Genomic DNA, 14,334 nt, shown 5'->3' with positions numbered 1-14,334 from the left:
GTCGCGTCTGCCGAGTTACTGAGCAGACGCGACTGCGGCTTTGTTGTGGGCTGAGCGCGCAGTTCCCCGCGCCCCTAACCGGCCTTCGCCAGGCCCAACGCGTATTCGGGCCACCACTCGCCCGCCTTGGGACCACCACGACAGGTCCCGTCGGACTCTCCGGGCCGCTTGACCCAGAGATACGCGTCGACGAGCGGGTCGGACGTCTTCGTGGTGGGCGTCTCGCCAAGGGCCCGCCCCGGCGGATTGCACCAGGGGTCCTTGCCCTTGGTGTACGCCCCGTTGCCGTTGCGCCCCGTGTCGATGACGAACGGCTTGTTGCCGATCTTCGCCGAGAGCTTCTTGCCGAACTCCGTGCTGGCCTCGGTGGTCTGGAAGTTGGAGACGTTCACCGAGAAGCCGTCGGCCTGCTCGACGCCGGACCACTTCAGTGGCTCCCAGAGCGAGTCGGGGTTCTTCCAGCCCGCGTTGCCCGCGTCCAGGTACACCTTCGTGTTCTTCAGGGACTTGAGCTTCTCGATGGCGCCCTTGAGGAGGTCGTACCGCTCCTCGTGGAACTCCTCCGGCGTGCAGTTGTCGACCAGGTGGAGGACCGCGTCGGGTTCGAGGATCACCGTGGCGTTCCGGTCGCCGATGCCCTTGGCGACCTGGTCGATGAAGGCGCGGTACGCGTTGCCGTCGGCGGCGCCGCCGCCCGAGTACTGGCCGCAGTCGCGGTGCGGGATGTTGTAGACGACGAGGAGGGCGTCGCGGTCGGCCTTCTCCGCGGCCTCGGTGAAGCCGCGCGCCTGGTCCTCCGCGTTCTCCGGCACGATCCACTCGGCGACCGGCTGTTCGGCGATCTTCCGTATCAGCCCGGCGTCGTCCTTCTTGCCGTCCTTCGCGTACGAGGCGACCTGCTTGGCCGCGTTCCCGTCCGGATTGACCCAGTACGGGTCCTTCTCCTTGGGCTGCTGTTTCACCGGTGCACTCGACGTGTCGTCCTCCGAGTCACCACCGGAGGAGGAGCACCCGGAAAGGAGCAGCGCGGCCCCCGCGAGCGCCGCTCCCGCCCTTACCCCCCTGGCCGCGAGACCGTGCCCGCGACCGGTGTATTTGCGGTACATCCACTCCCCCTAGGGTGCACTGGCCGTATGTCAATCCTGGCATACGTACTCCCTGCCCACGAGGGCCGCCCGCCCCGCACCGGAGGCTGTATGTGAGCTGTTACAGCCCGCCCCGGCGGGGTAGGCGCAGTCCGCGGGGAGTGGAGGTGCATGGGGTATGCAGGACCGCGACAGCGAACTGCGGCTTGCGGACGTCCTGGTGGAATCCGTGGACACCCTGACCGACGACTTCGACCTCGGCCGCTATCTGAGCTGGCTCGCCGACCGCTGTGTGGAGCTTCTCGGCGTCCGGGGCGCCGGGGTGATGTACACCGGCGGTGGCGACGAAGTGCTCCTCGCCGCCTGCGGTTGTCGACAGGGCGCCGTACGGGAGCTGTTGGAGATCCAGCATCTCGGCGGCCCGTGCGTGGAGAGCTTCGGCACGGGTGAGCCGGTGGCGCCGGTGCGGATCGACTCCGAGGGTGCGGAGGCCCGCTGGCCGGCGTTCGCCGCGCGGGCCGGCAAGTACGGCGTCGCGGTGACGTACGCGGTGCCGATCAGACGGAACGGCACGGTGCTCGGCGTGCTCAACCTCTTTGTGGGAGCGGCCGGTCGTGCGGCCGAGGCCGGGACCGGGGCGGCGTCCGACCACGGGGTGCGGATCGCGCAGGCCATCGCCAAAGCCGCGGCGACCGGTCTGCACAATCACCGCACCCACTCCGCGTACCGGGTGCTGTCCGAGCAGCTTCAGACGGCGCTGGACAGCCGTATCCGCATCGAACAGGCCAAAGGCATCCTCGCCGAGCGCTGGAACACCGGCATGGACGAGGCGTTCGAGGCGATGCGGGGCCACGCGCGCAGAGAACAGCAGGTCGTCGACCTGGTGGCCGTCCAGGTGATCAAGGGGCTGATCGACGCCGAGACGCTCCGGCGGGGCAGGTCCGGACCTTCCTGAAGGGCGCATCTCACCTGCGGTGATCACACAGGGAGAGGGACCCACGACTTGGCGTCATTCTGCCTCCGACGCCCTCTAGGCCCGCGCGCTCATTCGTTCTAAAGTCGGTTGCACGGCCCAAGCCCCCGGCCATGTCGACCGTTCCGCGTGCGGAATGGTCCCCGTACCTCCCGCGCCGGCGCCGGGTTTCTCCCGCAGCTCGTGCGCGCGCGGTCGAGGACCAGCCCGGTCGGCGGCTCCGGGGGGAGCGGGCCGCCGATCGGGCCAGGTACGGGACGTGCGCCACAGGCCCTACGACCGCACTCCGGTGAGGTACGCGGAGACGATCACGTTCGCCGTGTAGGTGCGGGCGGTTTTGTCGAAGACGCCGCCGCAGGTGATGAGGCGCAGCTCCGCGCGCCCCTTCTCGTGCGGGCCGTACGCCTTCTTCGCGTCGAAGCGTTCCCGGGTCACCACCTGCACGTCGTCCACCGTGAACTCCGCGAACGTGCCGTCGTCGCGGGCCACCTCGATGTGCTCGCCGGGGCGCATCGCGCTGAGGTCGTAGAAGACGGCGGGTTCGGTCTCCGTGTCGACGTGGCCGACGAGGAGGGCTGTGCCGGGAGCGCCGGGCCGGGTGCCGCCGCCGTACCAGCCGACGGTGTCGGCCTGTGCGAAGGGCGGCGGGTCGATGGCGCCCTCGGCGTCCAGGCCGCGGGCTGTCACCGGGGCCCGCACCTCCAGCGAGGGGATGTCGACGCGTTCCGGCCGTGCGGGTGTCAACGGCTCGCGCGGGGGCGGCAGTTCGACTTCGAGGGGGCGTCCGACCGCGGCCACGTCGCCCTGTGCGGGCGCGGAAAGGCCGCCGCGCAGATCAGAGATGTCGCTGCCCCAGAGCCAGAGGCCCACCAGGAGGACCGCCCAGGCGACGCCGGTCAGCAGCCGTCCCGGTCCGGTCGCGCGTCCACCGCTGGACACGGTTCTGCCCGCCCGTCACTCGGAGCGTCGCCGGCGGACGCTGCGGAACGCCACGGCGACGGCGGCCACCCCGGCGAGGATCAGGCCGATCACGGCGTGCCAGGTGCCGGGTCCCGCCTCGTCGGCCTCCTCGGAGGCGGCCGTGGTCACCTGCGAGGTGCCGCCGCCACCGGCGCGTACCGGGGAGACGGGGGCCGGCTCGTGGCGGACGACCTGGACCGTGCCGACGCCCTGGTGCGGGTGGCCGTCGCAGGTGACCGTGACGTCGTACGTACCGGTGACGCCGCTTCTGATCCTGGCCTTGCCGTTGAGCGCGTACTTGCCGCCGTCGCGGCCGGTGAGCTCGGCGTCGCCCTCGAAGGCCCCGGACCCGGCCGTGCCGGTCGTGCCGTCGCAGCCCGAGACGCTCACCTCCACGGTGGCGCCGGGCGCGGCGCCGGACGGGGTGACGGTGGCCTTCACGGCTCCTTTGTCGTGGGCCTGGGCCGCGCCGGCGGGCAGGGTGACCGCCAGGACGGCGGCCACCACGGCTCCACGGACAGCAAGGGAACGTATACGCATCGTGAACCTCCACCTACGAGGTTCACCCGCCCCGGGCGACTCCGCATCTCGGGGCCGCGGACCCTGCCTAGATCCGGTCCACGAGGTCGGCGATGGAGTCCACGATGTTCGAGGGCCGGAAGGGGTGGCGGTCGATGTCGCCGCGGGACGTCAGGCCTGTGAGCACCAGGAACGTCTCCATCCCGGCTTCGAGACCGGCGAGGATGTCGGTGTCCATGCGGTCACCGATCATCGCGCTGGTCTCCGAGTGCGCGCCGATCGCGTTCAGGCCGGTCCGCATCATCAGCGGGTTCGGCTTGCCCGCGAAGTACGGGTTCTTGCCGGTCGCCTTGGTGATCAGTGCCGCGACGGCCCCGGTGGCGGGCAGCGGCCCCTCCATGGAGGGGCCCGTCTCGTCGGGGTTGGTGCAGATGAAGCGGGCCCCGCCGTTGATGAGGCGGACGGCCTTGGTCATGGCCTCGAAGGAGTAGGTGCGGGTCTCGCCGAGGACCACGTAGTCCGGGTCGTGGTCGGTGAGGACGTACCCGATGTCGTGCAGGGCGGTGGTCAGGCCCGCCTCGCCGATGACGTACGCGGTGCCGCCGGGGCGCTGGTCGTCGAGGAACTTGGCGGTGGCGAGCGCGGAGGTCCAGATGTTCTCGACGGGCACGTCGAGGCCCATGCGGTTCAGCCGGGCCTGGAGGTCGCGTGCGGTGTAGATGGAGTTGTTCGTGAGGACGAGGAAGGGCCTGCCGGACTCGCGCAGCTTCTTGATGAAGGCGTCGGCGCCGGGGATCGGCACTCCCTCGTGAATGAGCACGCCGTCCATGTCGGTGAGCCACGATTCGATGGGCTTGCGCTCTGCCATGGGGTGCACTCTCCTGCGGTGTACGGGTTGGCTGGGGCGCCGGGACAGCGCTGTGCCGACGCCCACAGCCTAATCAGGATGCGGTGATCTTGACCCTGTCGATCACGTCCGGCCTGAGCGTGACGGCTCAGCTGCCCGTCGCCGACTTCCAGTCCTCCACGTACGACTGGAGGTTCTCGGAGATGTCCGCCCAGTCCGGCTCGAAGACCTCCACGCCTTCGACGATCTTTTCGAGCGCGATGGCGTTGGCGTCGACGGCCTTGATGTCCTTGCGGGCGGGGAAGCCGCCGCCGATCTCGCTGACCTGCCGCTGGGCCTGCTCGCCGAGGAGGTGGTCGAGGAGCTTCTTCGCGTTGGCGTCGTGCGGGGCCTTGTTCACGAGACCGGCGGCGTAGGGCAGCGCGAAGGTGGTGGGCCTGTCCGGGTTCTTCTCGGTCGCGGGGAACCAGATGCCGAGGTTCGGCATCTCCTTGGACTGGGCGTAGTTCATCTGGACGTCGCCGTTCGCGGCCAGGAGTTCGCCCTTGTCGACCTTGGGCGCGAGCTTGCCGGTGGAGGCGGACGGGCCGACGTTGTTGGTCTGCAGCTTCTTCAGGTACGCCATCGCCGGCTCCTTGCCGCCGAAGTCGTGCATCGCCTTGATGAGCACGGCGGTGCCGTCGCCCGCGACGCCCGGCGTGGAGTACTGCACCTTGTTCTTGTACGCGGCGTCGGTGAGGTCCTCCCACGTCTTCGGCGCCTTGCCGCCCGCCGGTTCCTTCTTGTTGTAGATGAACCCGAAGTAGTTCTTCACCACGGAGGTCCACTTGCCGTCGGCGGCCTTGTCGGCGCCGCCGACCTGCTCCGAGCCCTTGGGTTCGTAGGCCTTCAACAGGCCCTTCTCGTCGGCCTGCTGGATGAAAGGCGGCAGGGTGATGATGACGTCGGCCTGCGTGTTGGACTTCTCGCGGACGGCGCGCTGCACCATCTCGCCGGAGCCGCCCTCGACGTAGTTCACCTTGATGCCGGTCTTCTTCTCGAAGTCCTTGAAGACCCGGTCGTACCAGCCGTCGCCGTTCTCGCCCTTGAGGCCGTCGGCGCTGTAGACGGTGACGACCTTGTCGTCGGACGCGGCGGAGCCGCCGCCGCACGCGGTGAGGGAGCCGGCGAGGACGAGACCGCAGGTGACGGCGGCGACCGTGCGGACGTGTCGGACTCGGGTAAGGCGGGACATGACGTTGTGTACTCCTTGACGGACGTGCGAAGCCTGGCGGAAGAGCGGGCGGTTTCAGCGGTAGGAGGCGCGGGTCCTGATACGGGAGACGGCGAGGAGCACGAGGAGCGTGGCCGCCATCAGGACCACCGCGACGGCGGCGCCGGTGAAGGTGGAGCCGCGGTCGGTGGCCGCGTAGATCCGCACGGGGAGCGGCATCCAGTCCGGCGGGTAGAGCATCATCGTGGCGCTCAACTCGCCCATGGAGAGCGCGAAGCAGAGCCCGGCAGCCGCGTTCAGGGACGGCAGCAGGAGCGGCAGCTTCACCTTCCACAGGACGTACGAGGGGCGGGCGCCCAGTGACGCGGCGGCCTGTTCGTACGCCGGGTCGAGCCGTACGACGGCGGCCGAGACCGACTGGTGGGCGAAGGCCGTGACGAGCAGGGCGTGCGCCAGGATCACGATCCACCGCGTGCCGTTGAGGATCATGGGCGGCTTGGAGAACGCGACGAGGACCGCGAGCCCGACGACCACGGACGGCACGGCGACGGGCAGCACGAACAGCGCGTCGAGGAACCTCTTGCCGCGCTTCTTCAGGGAGGCTGCGGCGAGCGCGGCCCAGGAGCCGACGGTCAGCGCGAGCAGGCTGGCGCCGAGCGCGGTGACCAGGCTGGTGGTGAGGGCCCGCAGCGACTCCCCGCGCGTCGCCGACGCGTAGTGCTCGCCGGTGAAACCGGACGGGAAGGCCCCCGACCAGTGCTCGGAGAACGACGCCGTGAGGATCACGAGCAGCGGCAGCGCGAAGAGCGGCAGGAAGAGCACGGCGAACAGGGCCCAGGTGGCCCACTTACCCATGCGGCTATGCACCAACACGACGGCTCACCACCCGGTAGAGGCCGTAGAGGCCCACGGAGATCGCGATGTTGACGACGGCGACGACGCACGCGGCCGGATAGTCGGACTCGAGAATGGCCTTGCTGTAGACGAGCATCGGGAGGGTCGTGACGCCTTTCGCGCCCGTGAAGAGCACGATCCCGAACTCGTTGAGGCACATGACGAGGACGAGGCTGCCGCCGGCGGCGAGCGCGGGCAGCGCCTCGGGCAGGATGACGCGCCGCACGATGCGGGCGGGCCCGGCGCCGAGACTGGAGGCGACCTCGATCTGCGCGGTGTCGAGCTGCGAGAACGCGGCGAGCAGCGGCCGCATCACGAACGGCGTGAAGTACGTGATCTCGGCGAGCAGCACGCCCCACGGGGTGCTCAGGAACTGGAACGGCCCCTCGGCGGCGCCGGTCGCGTCCGTCCACACGCCGTTGGCCATGCCCTTCGTCCCGTAGATGAACAGCAGGGCGAGGGTGATCAGGAAGGACGGGAAGGAGAGGAAGACGTCGATGAACTTCGCGACGGCCTTCCCGCCGGGGAACGGCACGAACGCGATGACCAGCGCGAGCGCGAACCCGAGCACGAGACATCCCACGGTCGCCCCGGCGGCCAGCCACACGGTGGTCCCGAGCGCCTCCCGGAACGCCTCGGAGGCGAACACGTCGGAATACGGCTGGAGGGACGTCCCGCCGGTGTCGGGTTGCACCGACTGCTGGACGACGAGCCCGAGGGGATAGAGGAAGAAGAGCCCGAGCAGGGCGACGGGCGGCAGCGCCCACACGAAGGCGGGAACCGCGCGCCGCGGGGACGCCACCGCTGTGGGCACGGCCTTCGGTGCCGGGTCACCGGGCAGCAGCAGCTCGGCGGGGCTAGCCATCGGTCACCCCTCCGGCCAGGAGCACCGCGTCGTCGGGCGCGAAGTGCAGGGTGACCTCGTCCCCGATGGCCGGCGGCGTCCGGAGCTCCCGGACGTCCGCCTTCACCCGCTCCCCGGCCACGTCGACGTACAACCGGTGGGTGGCGCCGCGCCATTGGACCTCGGCCACCCGGCCCCGGAGGGGGTTGGGGCCTTCCCCGAGCCCGACCAGGTGCGGCCGCACGCACAGCGTGGCGGTGGCCCCCGGGGCGACTTCCCCCGTGTCGACCTTCAGCGACTTTCCGCCGAAGGAGACGGCGCCCGCCTCCACCGTCACCGCGAGGAGGTTCGCGTTGCCGACGAACGACGCCGTGAACTCCGTCCGGGGAGCCCGGTAGAGCTCCTGCGGTGTCCCGCAGTCCTGGAGGCGCGCCCGGTCCATCACGGCGATCCGGTCGGCCAGGGTCAGCGCCTCGACCTGGTCGTGGGTGACGTACAGGATGGAGACGTCCGGCAACTCGCGGTGCAGCCGGGCGAGTTCGGCCAGCATTCCCGACCGGAGCTGGGCGTCGAGCGCGGACAGCGGCTCGTCGAGCAGGAGCACGCCGGGCCGGATGGCGAGCGCCCGCGCGATGGCGACCCGCTGCTGCTGCCCGCCGGACAGCTCGCGCGGGAACCGCTTCGCGTACGCGGCCATCCCCGTCATCTCCAGGGCGTCAGTGACCCGTCCGGGGATCTCGCCCTTCGCCACCCGCTGCGCCTTCAGGCCGAACGCGACGTTGTCCTCGACCCGCATGTGCGGGAAGAGGGCGTACTGCTGGACGACCATGCCGATGCCCCGCTGGTGCGGCGGCAGCGCGGTGACGTCGCGGTCCCCGATGAGGACCCGCCCGGACACGGGCCGCACGAACCCCGCGACGGCCCGCAGCGCGGTGGTCTTGCCGGACCCGGAGGGCCCGAGCAGGGCCATGACCTCGCCGGGCTCGACGGTCAGGTCGAGGGAGTCGAGGACGGTGTTCCCGTCGTACGCGACGGAGACCCCGTCGAAGCGGATGCCGCTGCCCATCAGCCGATTCCCCGGAGCAGCGCGGGGAGTTCGGCGACGGAGCCGAGCACGTGGGTGGCCCCGGCCTCGCGGAGCGCGGCGTCACCGTGGGCGCCGGTCAGCACCCCGGCGACGACGGAGGCCCCCGACCGTACGCCGCTGAGCATGTCGTACGCCGTGTCACCCGCGACCGCGATGTCCCGGACGCCGTCCACGGCGCCGGTCCGCAGGAACGCGCTGAGCACCATGTCGGGGTAGGGGCGCCCGCGGCCGCCCGCGTCGGCGGGGCACAGGGTCAGTCCGACCAGGCCCCGCCACCCCAGCGCGTCGAGGATGGCGTCCTGGGTGACCCGGGCGAACCCCGTGGTCAGGACGACGGTACGGCCGTCGTCCGCGAGCTCCTCGATGGCTTCGCGCGCCCCGGGTACGGGTGCAATGCGGCCGCCGTCGACCAGCGTCCCGTACGCCTTCTCGAAGGCGACGTTCGCCTGCCGCGCGAGCTTCTCCTCACCGAACAGGTGCCGGAAGACGGAGATCTTGGACTCGCCCATGGTGGCGCGGACGTACTCCAGTTTCGCGGCGTGGTCCGCGGAGTCCGGTTCGACGCCGAGTTCCCGGGCGGCGGCGGCGAACGCCTGCTCGACGAGGCCCCCGTCGGCGACCGTGGTGCCCGCCATGTCGAGCACGACGAGACCGGTGCGGCCCTGCGTCCTCTCGGCCAACTCCCTCACCATCCCAGTTCGTTCGCGGTCGTCTCGGCGATCGCGGGCGAGCAGGTCATGCCACGCCCGCCGGGCCCGGTGACCAGCCACACGCCCTCGCGCACCTGCTGCCGGTGCACGATTCGGCTCGTGTCGACGCACTGCGCGTACACCCCGGCCCAGCGCCGCCTGATCTTCGGCAGCGGGCGGCCGAGGAACCCCTCGACGACCTCGGTGAGGTGGTCGTAGGGCTCCTCGACGGTGTCGAAGGCGAAGGGGTGCTCGTACTCGTGGGTGTCGCCGATGGTCAGGCCGCCGTCCTCGCGCTGCACCATGAGCAGCTGCATCTTGTGCGCGGCGGCGGTCGGGGTCTGTGCCTGGCGCGCGTTGAGCTCGTCGAGCGCCTCGGAGCGGTACGCCGGGTAGTAGCGGAAGCTGTCGGCGTCGGCGACGGACGTGGTGAGCGCCTCGCCGAGCGGCTCGGTCTGCATCATCTGCAGGCGCACGCGCCGCACGGGCAGGCCGGGTCCGGCCAGCTCGCGGACGAGGCCGCCGAGCCAGGCGCCGGTGGCGAGGACGACGACGTCCCCGGTGTGCACGTCGCCGTGGTCGTCGCGCACCGCGCTCTCCCCCACGACCTCGCGGACCTCGCGGCCCGGCAGGAAGGTGTAGCGCGGCGACGCCAGGAGGGCTTCCCGCAACCGGAGTTGGGCCGTGCGCGGCTCCACCGCGGCGTCCCGCTCGCACCACAGCCCCGCGCTGAACTCGCCCCGCAGCGCCGGGTTGAGGTCCCGCGCCTCCTCGGCGGTGAGCAGCTTGTAACCGCGGGCCGCCGCGTCCGGTCGGGCGAGCGCGGCCTCGGCGACGGCGCGTTCGCGTTCGTTGCGTACGAGGGTGAGGGAGCCGTTGGCCCGAAAGCCCAGGCCCGGGACGCGTTCGCCGATGCCCTCCCACAGTTCGCGGGCGCGCAGGGCGGTGTCGAGCTCCTCGCCGCCCGCTCTGCCGCTCACCCATATCTGCCCGAAGTTGCGCAGGGACGCCCCGCGGGCCTCGCTCTCGCGCTCGATCTGTACGACCTCGTGGCCGCGCTCCACTGCGTGCCAGGCGTGCATGGTTCCCACCACGCCGGCTCCTATGACGATGACTCTCACGGCGGCAACGCTCCTGGCGACCGGTGTCCCGCGCGGGGCCGGTTGGCAACGGGACGGTGAACGGCCACCCAAGCTTGGCCTAGACCCGTTACGTTTCCGTTACTCCCGTGGGCGTCCCGCCCTGGGTCGGCTTCAGCCGAGACGCGTGGTGAACGAGAACCGATCGCCCCGGTAGAGGGTGCGCACCCGCTCCAGCGGCCGCCCCGCCGTGTCCCGCGACAGCCGGTGGATCAGCAGCATGGGCAGCGCGGGCGGCGTCCCGATGAGCAGGGCCTCGCGCGGGGTGGCGAGGACCGTCTCGATCCGCTCGTCGGCGTCCCCGAAGGAGATGCCGAGGCTGTCCCGCAGGTACGCGTAGAAGGAGGAGTCCGGCTCGAAGTCCGCGTCGAGTCGGGGCACCCGGGCCACGGAGACATAGGTGCTCTCCAGGCCGATCCGCTCCTCGTCGGCGAGCAGCACCCGCTCCATGTGCCAGACCGGCTCGCCCACCTCGGCGCCGATCTCCGGCGCCAGCGCGGCCGGGCAGGGAAACCGGTCGAGGGAGATGAGGTTACGTCCCGGGGTACGCCCCTGCCGCCGCACGCCCTCGGTGTAACTCGCGAGCGACAACGGCTGCTCCAGCTTCGGCCCCGCGACGACGGTCCCCCGCCCCTGCCTGCGCAGCCGCCCCTCCAGGAGCAGTTCGCGCAGCGCCTGCCGCACGGTCTCGCGCGCCACCTCGTACCGCTCGGCGAGGTCCCGCTCGGTCGGCAGCGGCTGCCCGTCCCCCAACTCCTCGATGAGCGCGGCGATCCTGGCCTTCACGGCGTAGTACTTGGGAATGCGGCCGTGCTCCGGGATGCCGGAGCGGATCGGGGCGCCCGGCGCCTGGTCGAGCAGGTGGGCAGGCAGCTGCGCGGTCGGGTGCGCGGGGTTCGGGTTGTCCACCCCGGGATGTTCGCAGACGTACGTGAACACGCAGGTGAACGTGGGGTGTCGGGGGGTGAGGGGGGCGGGGCGAGGGTGTGAGGGGGCGGGCGGGGGTTTCAGCGCCGCCCGGCCCGCAGGCGACGCGCTCCCAGGGCGAGGGCGCCGACGCCGAGGAGGACGGCTCCGGCGGTGAGTCCCGGCCGGAGCAGGCCGTCCGACCCGGTCTCCGCGAGCTGGTCGGCGGCCGGCATCTCGTCGGAATCGGGGTTTCCGGCGGCCCCGACGCTCCCGTTGGCCTCGCCGGCCTCACCCGCCCCGTCGGGCCCGGTGGTCGAAGTGCCGTCGGGTTCGGTGTCCTCGGCTTCGGCTTCGGCTTCCGCTTCGGCTCCGGATGCGATGTCGAACGGGTAGTCGTTGGAGGAGCCGACCCAGTCGCCGTCGTCGTCCCTGCGCTGCACGAGCGCGGCGGAGACCACGACGTGGTTGGGGTCGGTGCCGGGTGCGAAGGCGAGCCGGACCTTGACGGTGACGGTCCGGCCGGGCTCGACCGTGAAGCCCGCGAAGCCGTCGTCGAAGACGCCGATGTTCTCGCCCTGGCCGGTCTTCTCGAACGGCACGGCCCGCCGGCGCGTCCCGTCGTCGAACTCCAGCTCGACCTGCCGGGGCGTCAGCGTCCGCTCCTCGTCGACGAGGACGAGGAGCGGATGGATGTTGCCGCAGGCCTCGTCGGTGGTGTTGGTGAGGTCGACGGTCCAGTCCTGGTGGTCGCCGCCGGGCCGGTAGGTGTCGGGGCCCCGGTGGATGCGGGTGTCGATGGGGAAGTCGGCGCGGTCCTCGGTGGCGCAGGTGGGCCGCCTCTCGGCGGCGCCGGCCCGGCCCCGGGACACACGAACGCCACGCTCCCCCCACTCTCCTCGCTCCCCCCACTCTCCTCGCTCTCCCCACTCCCCCCGCTCTCCTCGCTCCCCCCGCTCCTCCCGCTCTCTCCACTCCCTCCGCTCCTCCCGGATGTCGGCACAGTGCTTCCGCCCTGACGCCCAGTCGGCCCCCGCCGCGCACCCCGCGCCGACCGCGACGGCCCCTTCTCCCACGACGGGCCCGAGAGCGACGACCGTGACGGCAACACCCAGAACGAGAGAACGGCGAAAGCGCATGGAGAACCTTTGCTGAACGGCAACGACGGGTGGGTGGTGGTGGCCTGGGCGGGCAGCGGGGGTGGGTGGCGGCGGCCTGGGCGGCAGCGTGGGTGGACGGCAGCCTGGGCGGGCAGCGGGGGTGGGCGGCAGCCTGGGTGGACGGCGGCCTGAGCGGGCAGCGGGGTGGGCGGCAGCCTGGGGGCAGCGGGGGTAGGCGGCGGCCTAGTGGGCGGCGTGGGTGGACGGCAGCCTGGGCGGGCAGCGTGGGTGGACGGTGGCCTGAGCGGGCAGCGGGGTGGGCGGCAGCGGGACGGGCAGCGTAGGTAGGTGGCGGCCTGAGCGGGCACGCCGAGCAGGGCGGGGAGCCATGCCGAGGGACGGTGGCCGACGGGCACGGGTTTCAGACCCTGCCACGCACACGCGACCGCCCCGTCCCGCCTCGCCCCCGTTAGGACCGATCGGCCCGTCCAAGTCCCCCCGATCAGGCGGATTCCGGTCCCCGGCGAATAACACCCACCCACGCCCTCAACGCACCCCACCTGCGCCCTCAATGCGCCCCAACGCCCCTCGCCGCCCCCTGGCGCCCCTCACCGGCCTCCTCGTCGCCCCCTCGCGCCCCCCGACCGGCCTCCGTCACCCACTTCACCGCCCCCTCACCACCACCCCTCTCACCGGCCTCCCCGCCGCCCCCTCACCTCCCTCTCGCGCCCCTCACCGTCCCCCTCGACGGCCCCTCACCGCGTCCTTCACCGCCCCCTCAATGCACCCCAACGCCCCCTCCCCCCCTCACCACCCGCATCCACCGCCCCCCTCACCACCCCTCACCGCGCCGGAAAGACCACCTCCGCGCGCCCGAACAGCGGCGCGAGGACGAGTTGGGCCGCGCCTTCCGCGACCCCGCGCTCGCCTCCGGGAGCGAGACTCACGGGCACCTGAACCCCACCACTGAAACCCTCACCCGCACACGCTCCCCCACTCCCACTCCCACTCCCACTCCCACTCCCAGCCCCACTTACGTCCCCGCCCCCGCCCCCGCGCCGCACGCGCTCGGCGACGACGGTGCCGACCCCTCGTACGAACAGGTCCGCCGCGGCGAACACGGTCCGCCCGCCGAGCAGGACCCGGTCGATGTCGAGGAGGCCGACGAGATTGCCGGCGGCCGTGCCGAGCACCCGCGCCGCCTCGTCGAGGTCGCCCCGGGCGACGGCCGCGAGGCAGAGCGCCTCGACGCAGCCACGGTCCCCGCACTCGCAGGGCGGGCCATCCAGCTGCAGCACCTGGTGGCCGAACTCCCCCGCACCGGTACGCGCCCCACGGTGCAGGGCGCCCCCGAGCACGAGCCCGGCGCCGAGGCCGGTGCCCAGGTGGAGATAGGCGAAGGAGTCGGCGTCGCTCGCGAGAGCGAGGCCGAGGGCGGCGGCGTTGGTGTCCTTGTCGACGGCGACGGGCAGCCCGAGCCGCTCCGAGAGCACATCCCGCAGCGCGAACCCGTCCCACTCCGGGAACCCGGTGACCCGGTGCAGCACCCCCCGCGCGTGGTCGAGCGGTCCGGGCAGCGCGACGCCGACCCCGGACACCGGGCGCGGCCCACCGTCACCCTCGCTGTCCAACAGCCCCCGCACCTCCCCCGCCGCCGCGTCGACCACGGCTTCCGCGCCCGCGCCGAAGGCGAGCGGGGCGCGGCGTTCGGCGACGACCGTGCCGGTCAGGTCGACGAGGACCGCCGTCAGCTCGTCGCGGTCCAGGTGGAGGCCGACCGCGTGGCCCGCGCCGGGGACGAGGCGCAGCACGGTGCGGGGCTTGCCGCCCGTCGAGGCGCGGCGGCCCGCCTCCTCGGCCAGCCCCTCGGCCCGGAGTCTCGCGGTGATCTTGCTGACCGCCTGCGGGGTGAGCCCGGTGCGCTCGGCGAGTTCGAGCCGGCTGATGCCCGCCTCTCCCGCCGTACGCAGCAGATCGAGCGCGAGCGCGGCGTTGTGCCCGCGCAGTGCCGGCAGGTTCACTCCTGGGCCTGAGTTCACGTCGGGGTTCACACCTGGGTTCACGCCTGGATTCACCCT

Annotated in this window: 14 protein-coding genes; 1 reads left to right on the top strand and 13 read right to left on the bottom strand. The window is 72.1% G+C overall.

Going from position 1 to position 14,334, the window contains the following annotated elements:
• Positions 1 to 74 precede the first annotated feature (74 nt).
• A complete protein-coding gene (locus AB0N81_RS39005) occupies positions 75 to 1,106 on the bottom strand; it encodes a glycoside hydrolase family 6 protein (protein ID WP_365367129.1) in 1,032 nt (343 codons plus the stop codon).
• Positions 1,107 to 1,263: 157 nt separating this feature from the next.
• Between AB0N81_RS39005 and AB0N81_RS39000 the strand changes: the two genes are divergently transcribed.
• Positions 1,264 to 2,040 (top strand): ANTAR domain-containing protein, encoded by a 777-nt coding sequence (locus AB0N81_RS39000; RefSeq protein WP_365367127.1) that lies wholly within the window; start codon positions 1,264 to 1,266, stop codon positions 2,038 to 2,040.
• Between the two features lie 291 nt (positions 2,041 to 2,331).
• Here the strand turns inward: AB0N81_RS39000 and AB0N81_RS38995 are convergent, their stop codons facing one another.
• From AB0N81_RS38995 to AB0N81_RS38940, 12 genes are all read right to left on the bottom strand, one after another.
• The gene (locus tag AB0N81_RS38995) at positions 2,332 to 2,997 is read right to left on the bottom strand and encodes a class F sortase (protein WP_365367126.1); all 666 of its coding nucleotides are present in this window, start codon (positions 2,995 to 2,997) and stop codon (positions 2,332 to 2,334) included.
• 15 nt (positions 2,998 to 3,012) lie between these two features.
• Positions 3,013 to 3,558 carry a hypothetical protein gene (locus AB0N81_RS38990; protein WP_365367124.1) on the bottom strand — a complete coding sequence of 182 codons (546 nt, stop codon included), beginning with the start codon at positions 3,556 to 3,558 and terminating at the stop codon, positions 3,013 to 3,015.
• Positions 3,559 to 3,625: 67 nt separating this feature from the next.
• Entirely contained in the window at positions 3,626 to 4,405 is a 780-nt protein-coding gene (locus AB0N81_RS38985; RefSeq protein ID WP_365367122.1) for an HAD-IIA family hydrolase, read from the bottom strand.
• 127 nt (positions 4,406 to 4,532) lie between these two features.
• The gene (locus tag AB0N81_RS38980; RefSeq protein ID WP_365367120.1) at positions 4,533 to 5,618 is read right to left on the bottom strand and encodes a 2-aminoethylphosphonate ABC transporter substrate-binding protein; all 1,086 of its coding nucleotides are present in this window, start codon (positions 5,616 to 5,618) and stop codon (positions 4,533 to 4,535) included.
• Positions 5,619 to 5,672: 54 nt separating this feature from the next.
• Positions 5,673 to 6,470: an ABC transporter permease subunit gene (locus AB0N81_RS38975; protein ID WP_365367118.1), complete on the bottom strand. Its 798-nt coding sequence runs from the start codon at positions 6,468 to 6,470 to the stop codon at positions 5,673 to 5,675.
• Positions 6,457 to 7,356, bottom strand: a complete 900-nt coding sequence (locus AB0N81_RS38970; RefSeq protein WP_365367116.1) for a 2-aminoethylphosphonate ABC transporter permease subunit — start codon at positions 7,354 to 7,356, stop codon at positions 6,457 to 6,459. Before AB0N81_RS38970 ends, AB0N81_RS38975 begins: the two co-directional genes overlap by 14 nt.
• Positions 7,349 to 8,401, bottom strand: coding sequence for an ABC transporter ATP-binding protein (locus AB0N81_RS38965; protein WP_365367114.1), 1,053 nt, complete (start codon positions 8,399 to 8,401; stop codon positions 7,349 to 7,351). Before AB0N81_RS38965 ends, AB0N81_RS38970 begins: the two co-directional genes overlap by 8 nt.
• Positions 8,401 to 9,114 carry an HAD family hydrolase gene (locus tag AB0N81_RS38960; RefSeq protein WP_365367112.1) on the bottom strand — a complete coding sequence of 238 codons (714 nt, stop codon included), beginning with the start codon at positions 9,112 to 9,114 and terminating at the stop codon, positions 8,401 to 8,403. The genes AB0N81_RS38965 and AB0N81_RS38960 overlap by 1 nt, the downstream gene beginning before the upstream one ends.
• The gene (locus tag AB0N81_RS38955) at positions 9,108 to 10,232 is read right to left on the bottom strand and encodes a TIGR03364 family FAD-dependent oxidoreductase (protein WP_365367110.1); all 1,125 of its coding nucleotides are present in this window, start codon (positions 10,230 to 10,232) and stop codon (positions 9,108 to 9,110) included. Before AB0N81_RS38955 ends, AB0N81_RS38960 begins: the two co-directional genes overlap by 7 nt.
• Before the next feature lie 132 nt (positions 10,233 to 10,364).
• Complete coding sequence (locus tag AB0N81_RS38950) at positions 10,365 to 11,123, bottom strand: GntR family transcriptional regulator (RefSeq protein WP_365367143.1); 759 nt, start codon at positions 11,121 to 11,123, stop codon at positions 10,365 to 10,367.
• 134 nt (positions 11,124 to 11,257) lie between these two features.
• Complete coding sequence (locus AB0N81_RS38945; protein WP_365367108.1) at positions 11,258 to 12,028, bottom strand: hypothetical protein; 771 nt, start codon at positions 12,026 to 12,028, stop codon at positions 11,258 to 11,260.
• A gap of 1,070 nt (positions 12,029 to 13,098) precedes the next feature.
• Positions 13,099 to 14,295: an ROK family transcriptional regulator gene (locus AB0N81_RS38940; RefSeq protein ID WP_365367106.1), complete on the bottom strand. Its 1,197-nt coding sequence runs from the start codon at positions 14,293 to 14,295 to the stop codon at positions 13,099 to 13,101.
• Positions 14,296 to 14,334: the final 39 nt, after the last annotated feature.

This window comes from Streptomyces sp. NPDC093510, assembly GCF_040683555.1.
Classification (GTDB): Bacteria; Actinomycetota; Actinomycetes; order Streptomycetales; family Streptomycetaceae; genus Streptomyces.
The sequence above is the reverse complement of the archived record's forward strand: the minus strand, read 5'-3'. Positions and strand labels throughout refer to the sequence as shown.

Coding starts and splice junctions, on each gene's coding strand:
- AB0N81_RS38965 (WP_365367114.1), bottom strand. CDS start 8,401: ATGGGCAGCGGCATCCGCTTCGACGGGGTCTCCGTCGCGTACGACGGG.
- AB0N81_RS39005 (WP_365367129.1), bottom strand. CDS start 1,106: ATGTACCGCAAATACACCGGTCGCGGGCACGGTCTCGCGGCCAGGGGG.
- AB0N81_RS38990 (WP_365367124.1), bottom strand. CDS start 3,558: ATGCGTATACGTTCCCTTGCTGTCCGTGGAGCCGTGGTGGCCGCCGTC.
- AB0N81_RS39000 (WP_365367127.1), top strand. CDS start 1,264: ATGCAGGACCGCGACAGCGAACTGCGGCTTGCGGACGTCCTGGTGGAA.
- AB0N81_RS38980 (WP_365367120.1), bottom strand. CDS start 5,618: ATGTCCCGCCTTACCCGAGTCCGACACGTCCGCACGGTCGCCGCCGTC.
- AB0N81_RS38960 (WP_365367112.1), bottom strand. CDS start 9,114: ATGGTGAGGGAGTTGGCCGAGAGGACGCAGGGCCGCACCGGTCTCGTC.
- AB0N81_RS38970 (WP_365367116.1), bottom strand. CDS start 7,356: ATGGCTAGCCCCGCCGAGCTGCTGCTGCCCGGTGACCCGGCACCGAAG.
- AB0N81_RS38985 (WP_365367122.1), bottom strand. CDS start 4,405: ATGGCAGAGCGCAAGCCCATCGAATCGTGGCTCACCGACATGGACGGC.